8 protein-coding genes and 1 other RNA gene are annotated in these 6989 nt (G+C 50.7%); 3 read left to right on the top strand and 6 right to left on the bottom strand.

Features of this window, described 5'->3' with window-relative positions; genetic code table 11:
- On the top strand, nt 1-164 hold a 164-nt coding region (locus tag BL249_RS03415), incomplete at its 5' end, for an IS1 family transposase (protein ID WP_241898819.1).
- A gap of 193 nt (nt 165-357) precedes the next feature.
- Here the strand turns inward: BL249_RS03415 and BL249_RS03410 are convergent.
- The 4 genes from BL249_RS03410 to smpB form a co-directional block, all read right to left on the bottom strand.
- A complete protein-coding gene (locus BL249_RS03410) occupies nt 358-1239 on the bottom strand; it encodes a hypothetical protein (RefSeq protein WP_143354760.1) in 882 nt (293 codons plus the stop codon).
- Nucleotides 1229-2509, bottom strand: coding sequence for an integrase domain-containing protein (locus tag BL249_RS03405; RefSeq protein WP_099704428.1), 1281 nt, complete (start codon nt 2507-2509; stop codon nt 1229-1231). Before BL249_RS03405 ends, BL249_RS03410 begins: the two co-directional genes overlap by 11 nt.
- A gap of 406 nt (nt 2510-2915) precedes the next feature.
- Nucleotides 2916-3279, bottom strand: a transfer-messenger RNA (tmRNA) gene (ssrA, locus tag BL249_RS03400).
- Nucleotides 3280-3329: 50 nt separating this feature from the next.
- Nucleotides 3330-3812 (bottom strand): SsrA-binding protein SmpB, encoded by a 483-nt coding sequence (gene smpB / locus BL249_RS03395; protein ID WP_099704414.1) that lies wholly within the window; start codon nt 3810-3812, stop codon nt 3330-3332.
- Between the two features lie 158 nt (nt 3813-3970).
- Here smpB and BL249_RS03390 point away from each other — a divergent pair, with 158 nt between their 5' ends.
- Both BL249_RS03390 and BL249_RS03385 read left to right on the top strand, forming a co-directional pair.
- On the top strand, nt 3971-4405 hold the full coding sequence (locus tag BL249_RS03390; RefSeq protein ID WP_099704413.1) for a type II toxin-antitoxin system RatA family toxin: 435 nt from the start codon (nt 3971-3973) through the stop codon (nt 4403-4405).
- Complete coding sequence (locus BL249_RS03385) at nt 4398-4685, top strand: RnfH family protein (protein ID WP_099704412.1); 288 nt, start codon at nt 4398-4400, stop codon at nt 4683-4685. Before BL249_RS03390 ends, BL249_RS03385 begins: the two co-directional genes overlap by 8 nt.
- A 56-nt stretch (nt 4686-4741) precedes the next feature.
- Here the strand turns inward: BL249_RS03385 and bamE are convergent, their stop codons facing one another.
- Nucleotides 4742-5089 (bottom strand): outer membrane protein assembly factor BamE, encoded by a 348-nt coding sequence (gene bamE / locus BL249_RS03380; protein ID WP_099704411.1) that lies wholly within the window; start codon nt 5087-5089, stop codon nt 4742-4744.
- Nucleotides 5090-5287: 198 nt separating this feature from the next.
- Nucleotides 5288-6949, bottom strand: a complete 1662-nt coding sequence (gene recN / locus BL249_RS03375) for a DNA repair protein RecN (RefSeq protein WP_099704410.1) — start codon at nt 6947-6949, stop codon at nt 5288-5290.
- Between the last annotated feature and the right edge of the window lie 40 nt (nt 6950-6989).

Below are 6989 nucleotides of genomic sequence, written 5' to 3'. Positions count from 1 at the left end.
AGCATCTGACGGGCAAAATTTTCACCCAACGCATTGAACGTAATAACCTGACGCTCCGCACCCGCATTAAACGGTTGGCTCGTAAAACAATCTGCTTTTCGCGCTCAGTTGAGATCCACGAAAAAGTCATTGGAGCGTTTATCGAGAAACACATGTTCTACTAATTGGAGGCATCACCCTTTGCTGGATGGTGGAAGTGCAAACCTGCAATTTGACAATCTTGATATCCGCTCACCTGAACAGGCAAACGAGGGCGTAGCCGAATGCTACTGGATCATACCGGAGGCCATGCAACGTATACTGGCGAATCATAACCGTAAAGCCACACTGGATGCGCTGGTGGCGATGGGGGCGCTGTTAAGTGAAAAGGATAGAATTGGTGAAATTGACTATAACCCCCGTAAGAATGACCCGGTTTTTAACCGGCGTCGGCGTTATTACCGCATAGATGCAAACGCGCTGTTTTCGTAACCCACTCCCCGGAACTACGCCGGGGAGTTTCTGCTTTTGCGCTGTTGACCGTTTACCATTTACCATATCCCCCACCCACTTATAGATAGAGCCGCCCGCAAGCCCGGCAGCGGCGGGTAAAATATCCCTCCCCGGTGGATGTAACTTCTGAAATTCAGGTGTCTCTATTGGATATGTGTTGATAAATGAGCGGTATTTATCATCCACCAGCCCGGCTAATCCCGATTTAGTAGGTTCGCTACGGCTATCGTTTTTGTGGCGTTCGATAATGTCCTTAGCCCATTCTCTGCACTGGAGTTTAATTGCACCGTTGATTTTTTTACTACGGTTTATACCGCCTAATTGCCTGCGCTTTCTGGCCTCGTCGATATTATCAAAACCAGACATAATCTCGGCTTCCCTGTGTAACCTTAACAGCGCTTTGCCGGACAGGTGCGCCAGTGCGGCCAGAACGTCATTGTCGGGCGTTCTGAATGCCCCGCACAGCGCAACGGCAGATACAGCAAGATCCGTTGGGGAAGTCGCCATAGTGTTTATAAATTGCCATGTTTCGCTGGTGGGGTTGCCAAGTTCTCGTATGATTTCCGGGGAGGGGTAGATTAAATCCAGCGCATCTACCGTACTTAGTGATACGCAGATTTGCACATCGGTTAATGCCTGGATATGTTCAATACACCACCCGATCGGCTCGTCGTGCTGTTGTTCGTAATCATAGGCTGATAACGCTGTGTGGATGTTATCCAGTGTGAAAATATCGTCACTGTGCATCGTCGCCATCCACTACACGTAAATGGCGCAATGCTGCGCCTGCCATTTGATGGCCGCTGGCGGCGCTACTGACAAATTCCCCCCACCAGTCCATCATTCCCCGGCGTTCTTCAAGGTAAGTAGTGCGGTTGTATGTCGCTCGATCCTGATCTTTATCCCCATGCGCCAGCACAGCCTCTATGGCATCCGCGCGAAAGCCATGCTCATTCATGGCTGTACTGACGATAGAGCGCATACCATGCGCTGTGAGTACGTCCTGATAACCCATGCGCTTTAATGCAGCGTTTGCGCTCTGGCTGTGCATGTGTTTTTTGGGGTCTTTTCGTCCGGGAAAGACAAACTCTCTATGGCCGCTTACAGGTTTCATCGCTTCCAGTATGTCCAGCGCCTGGGGGCAAAGTGGCACCGAATGAGGGCGTTTCATTTTCATTGTATCGGCGGCAACGTCCCATTGCTTTTTCTTCCAGTCTATTTCGCTCCAGCGAGCCAGCACAGCTTCACCAGGCCGAACGGCAGTAAGTAGCTGCCATTCGATCAGGAGGCGTGTAGCGCGTTCGATTTGAGCGATTGCCAGTGACTGCATAAGGCCGGGGAGGGCTTCGGGGCGTATTGTTGGATTATTTTCTTTTCGCGGTACAGGTAGCGCTTTTTTCACTGTGGTAAAAGGGTTGGCTTCGGCTACGCCGATGTTCATAGCGTAGTCCAGGATCTCTTTAGTGCGCTGTGCCAGGCGGCGGGCTGTTTCCAGATTGCCACGGGCAACGATCACGTTGAGAACGTCCAGAAGCACAGGCGCTTTTAGCAGCGTAACAGGGACATGGCCTATTGCGGGGAAAATATCCTTTTCAAGGGAGCGCCACACATCGCTGGCGTAGTCCTCCGTAACGTTTTTACGCTTGTGTTCGATCCAGCGCATGGCAATAGCCTGTAGCGTATTACTGTGTTTCTCTCTGAGGGCGTTTGCATCGGCTTTGCGCTGTTCTACCGGATCGATGCCCTGAGAAAGTAGCGCTTTAGCCTCGTTCTTGGCCTTTCGCGCTTGCGCCAGACTCACAGCCGGAAACTCCCCAAGACTCAACATAGTGCGTTTGCCGCTTACTGGCTTACGATAGCGGAAATACCACACCCGGCTACCTGACGCTTTCGCCATAAGTTCCAGCCCGTCACCATCACGATAGGGCGTGTCCTGCTTTTTACCTGTAACCGGATCTATTTTGGCTTTGGCGTTAGCTACCTCAGTAGGCGTTAAAGGGGTAATAATCTTAGGCATGGCGCAGTCTCCCGGCATACTGCCAAAAACCATAACGACATACTGCTAACCCCTGACCGTCCGGGAGTGGACACGCCCTGTCCCCGGTTTTCCTGCCTGTGGACAGGGTCTTTTTACCCATATTGGTTAGTAAAATCATTTACTTACGCCGTTATGGACAGCAGGACAGGCCGGACGCCCTAAAAAAGCATATAGGAAATAGAAAACATGCTTTTTATGTAGTAATGGTTTTTGGTAGTACGCATTTTTGCAGTACAGGTTAATCACTACCAAATATACTACGAAAGTTTGCGAATTAAAATGATACTAAACGAATGCTAAAGGCATTAAAAAAGCCCTAAATCATTATAATTTAGGGCTTTTTATTTGATTTTCGATAGTTGGAGAACGCTATCGAATGCTTATGTGGTGGAGCTGGCGGGAGTTGAACCCGCGTCCGAAATTACTACACCGTCGGCACTACATGCTTAGTCCGGTCTTTACATTCGCCTGTCAGCTGCGGACGGACACGCTACTGGCAGACTAGCCTGATTGGATTTAACGCTTCAACCCCAGGCAGGGCATCGACGCGATCTCTTTTGGGTTTGACCTCTCTTGATCCCCGTCCTAAGAGCGGAGGCTAGGGAGAGAGGGCTCTAAGCAGGTTATTAAGCTGCTAAAGCGTAGTTTTCGTCGTTTGCGACTATTTTTTTGCGGCTTTTTACGAGGCCAACCGCCCCTCGGCATGCTCCTTGGGTTTCGCAAATCCCGTCGAATCCAGAATCAGCCCCAGGCAGATGTGCAGTATAACAAAAAACCGTACGGTAACGCCAGCGTTGCCTTAGCGGTTGGCGTTTTTCATTATGCGTGCTTTATCGAGCTTCCATTCACGTTCTTTAATGTCATCTCGTTTATCGTGCTCTTTTTTACCGCGTGCGACGCCAATCTTCAGTTTGGCCCAGGCGTTCTTCCAGTATAAAGAGAGGGCGACTACCGTATAACCTTCGCGATTGACGCGCCCGTATAATGAATCCAGTTCCCGCTGTTTTAGCAGCAGTTTACGGTTACGGGTCGGATCGCAAACGATATGGGATGAGGCGACAGCCAGTGGCTGGAACGTTGAGCCAAACAGCCAGGCTTCACCTTCACGTAGCAGAATATAGCTGTCGCTGATGTTTGCTTTACCTGCGCGTAACGATTTTACTTCCCATCCTTGCAGCGAAAGCCCTGCTTCAAACTCTTCTTCAATGAAATATTCATGGCGGGCGCGTTTGTTCAGAGCAATAGTCGCAGAACCGGGTTTGTGTGCTTTTTTCTTTGTCATAGTGGAACCTAGTCTACCTGAAGCGACTGTAAATGGCATCCCCTGAACCAACCGGAATTCAACCGCCGCGTATTCTGGCACGGCCTGGCTGGCCTGAAATTTTTGTTTAGGGTGGGTCAATGCTATTATTTTGCAACTAATGTTCAACAGGTATGGTTATGTCCCGTATTAGTCGTTCAGCACTGGTTCCCTATAGTGCTGAACAAATGTATAAGCTGGTTAATGATATAAGCTCTTATCCGCAGTTTCTGCCTGGCTGTACCGGCAGTCGTGTGCTTGATGCCAGTGCTCGGCAGATGACGGCGGCGGTGGATGTCTCTAAAGCGGGCATCAGTAAAACCTTCGTTACGCGTAATACGCTGGTGGATAATCAAAGCATTCAGATGCAGCTGGTAGAGGGGCCTTTTCGTAAGCTGACCGGTGGCTGGCACTTTGTTTCTTTGAGTGATGAGGCCTGTAAGGTGGAGCTTAATCTGGAGTTTGAGTTTACAAATATGCTGGTAGAGCTGGCTTTCGGGCGTATTTTTAAGGAGCTGGCGGGTAGTATGGTTCAGGCGTTTACCCAACGTGCCAGAGAGGTTTACAGTGTCTGATATTGCCGTGGAGGTGGTCTATGCGCTGCCGGAAAAACAATATTTGTACACGGTAAAATTAACCGAAGGCGCGAGCGTTGAAGATGCTATTCGCGCCTCCGGTATCCTGAGACTGCGCCCTGAAATTGACCTGCAGAAAAATAAAGTAGGGATTTTCAGTCGGCCGGTTGCGCTTACTGCTGAGGTCGCAGCCGGTGATCGGGTTGAAATTTACCGGCCACTGATTGCTGACCCGAAAGAACTGCGCCGCCAGCGCGCGGAGCGAGCGGTAAAAAAATAAGGCGTATTACGCCTTATTTTTTATCTGTACGGCTGGCAGACAGCCGTAAAGCTGTATTAGTTTTTCTTTGCCATCAGGCTGGGACGGTTATCAATACCGGTCAGAACGCCGCTGCTGTTAAAAGTCAGTTTCAGCGTTTGCTGCGTTACAGGTTCATGCCCTGGCTCCTGACGGAAAATATAGTACCAGGTGTTGCTGCCGAAGGGATCATGCATCATCGGGGAGCCAAGAGTATAAGCGACCTGCTGTTGTGTCATGCCAGTATGAATTTTCGCCACGTCATTGGCGACCAGGTAATTGCCCTGGTTGATGTCAGGACGATATACCACGCGTTGCAGGGTTGAACAACCCGCAGTCATCATCAGCAGTACCGCCGCAGCAGCAGTCAGCGTTTTACAGCGCATATCAATAACATTCCTTTTTGGGCAAAAGCGCCTGGTACATCAGGCTGGTGTTCTGGCGAATGAACCAGCGGATAAGCTGCCGATAATAATAAACCTTTTGGCAGTTGGAAACCTCTTCAGCGTATCCATCTGACTCTGACCGTAGAAAAAAGTGCCCTCAATTGATAAAAATTACGCTGTCTGTTCATTAAAACACCATTATGCCGCCAGCAGTTCACGGGCGTTGGCCAGGGTATTACGTGTGACTTCGCTGCCACCGAGCAGGCGAGCCAGTTCCTGCAGGCGGGATTTTTTATCCAGCATTTGCATATGGGTTTCAGTCATGGCGCCGTCAGTTTGTTTGCTGACGAAAAAGTGTACGTGTCCGCAGCCAGCGACCTGGGGCAAATGAGTAACACACATGACCTGGGTAGATTCGCCAAGCTGGCGTAACATCTTGCCTACCACCGCAGCAGTCGGACCACTGATGCCGACATCGACTTCATCGAAAATCAGCGCTGGCGTATCCATTTTGCGCGCGGTGATAACCTGAATGGCCAGCGCAATGCGTGACAGCTCGCCGCCGGAAGCCACTTTTGCCAGCGACTGCAGAGGTTGTCCGGGATTGGTGGATACCAGAAAATCAATACGATCCGCGCCCTCGGCGGTCAGCTGATCGGGGTGATGGCTGACGGCGATTTGCAGCCGGCCATGGGGCATGGAAAGCTGATGGATACTGTCAGTGATAAGCTGGCTCAGTTCTGCGGCGCAATCCAGCCGGCGCTGGTGAAGTACAGCTGCGCTGCGCTGGGCTGCCTGATGATAGCGCGTGACGTTTTCGCTGAGATCGTTTTGGTTTTGCTGCTGCGTATCCAGTGCGGCCTGTTCAGCCAGCAGTTGTTGATGAAGCGTCGGTAACCCGGCGGGAGTGACATGGTGTTTTCTTGCCAGGGATACGTAACGTGATAGCCGTTGTTCAAGTTCATGTAAACGGTTAGGGTCCAGTTCAATACCTTCGCAATAATGGCGTAATTCGTCGCTGGCTTCCGTTAGCTGAATAGCCGCTTCTTCCAGCAAATTGAAGACGCCGCTTAGTCTGTCATCGAGCGCCATCAGCTCACTGATTTTCTGTCGCGCGCTGTACAGCTGGCTTTGCAAGGTGCTTTCTTCTCCCTCTGCCATCAGCTGCAGCGTTTGCTGACTGACCGACAGCAGCTGGCCACTGTTTGCCAGCCGCTTATACTCTTCATCAATTTGTTCATATTCGTCAGGTTGCGGTGAAAACTCATTCAGCTCTTTTAGCTGGTAATGCAATAATTCCCGGCGGGCTTCCCGCTCCTGGGTTTGCTGCTGATAGTGTGCCAGCTCGCGACAGCTCTGATGCCAGGCATGATAGGTCTGTGCCATTTCGGTTATTAATGCACTATCGCCAATGTAGGCATCCAGCAGCTTTTTCTGATAATCATTTTTAAGCAACAGCTGGTGCATATGCTGACCGTGAATCTGAATTAACATCTGCCCCAGTTCGCGCAGTTGAGAGAGCGGCACGGCGGTGCCATTGATGAAACCACGTGACCGGCCGTCGCTACTGATCACCCGGCGCAACAAGCATTCATTGCCGTCATCCAGCTGGTTTTCAATTAACCAGCGCTGGGCGGCAGGGGTATCTTTTAAGACAAACCTGGCGCAGAGATCGGCACGGCTGGCTTCCTGACGCACCATATCTGCTTCGGCACGCCCGCCAAGGCACAAACCGAGGGCGTCAATAGCAATAGATTTTCCCGCGCCAGTTTCACCGGTGATAACCGACATTCCCTGGTGAAAATCGACATCCAGTTCACGGACGATAGCAAAATTACTGATGGTCAGTTGTGCCAGCATGATGTTTATCCTGTATAAAAACACATGAGTGGTTTTGCAT

The sequence above is a fragment of the Erwinia sp. OLFS4 genome (genome assembly GCF_002752165.1).
Classification (GTDB): domain Bacteria; phylum Pseudomonadota; class Gammaproteobacteria; order Enterobacterales; family Enterobacteriaceae; genus Izhakiella.
Note: the sequence above shows the minus strand (reverse complement) of the source record. Positions and strands in the feature narration are given on the sequence as shown.